Here is a 248-nt window from a genome sequence, read left to right as displayed (position 1 = left end):
AAGAGATATGTCAGATATTTATAGGTATTCAGATCATTCGCTTTTGCCATCTCGACCATTGTATACACAATAGCACTGGAGGCAGCTCCTTTCGGACTGGCACTGAACAGCCAGTTCTTCCGGCCGACAGTGAATGGCCTGATTGCATTCTCGCTAAGATTATTGGACAAACTGCAATGACCGTCTTCCAGATAAGTCATCAGGGTGTCTTTCCGATTTTGGGCATAGTTTACCGCTTTCGCCAAACG

1 protein-coding gene is annotated in these 248 nt (G+C 45.6%); it reads right to left on the bottom strand.

Going from position 1 to position 248, the window contains the following annotated elements; all coding sequences use genetic code 11:
* A partial coding sequence (locus DWZ44_RS18940; RefSeq protein ID WP_243002179.1) for an IS66 family transposase occupies nt 1–248 on the bottom strand: 248 nt, incomplete at both ends.

Source organism: Blautia sp. AF32-4BH, assembly GCF_003460565.1.
Taxonomy (GTDB): Bacteria; Bacillota; Clostridia; order Lachnospirales; family Lachnospiraceae; genus Fusicatenibacter; species Fusicatenibacter saccharivorans.
Note: the sequence above shows the minus strand (reverse complement) of the source record. Positions and strands in the feature narration are given on the sequence as shown.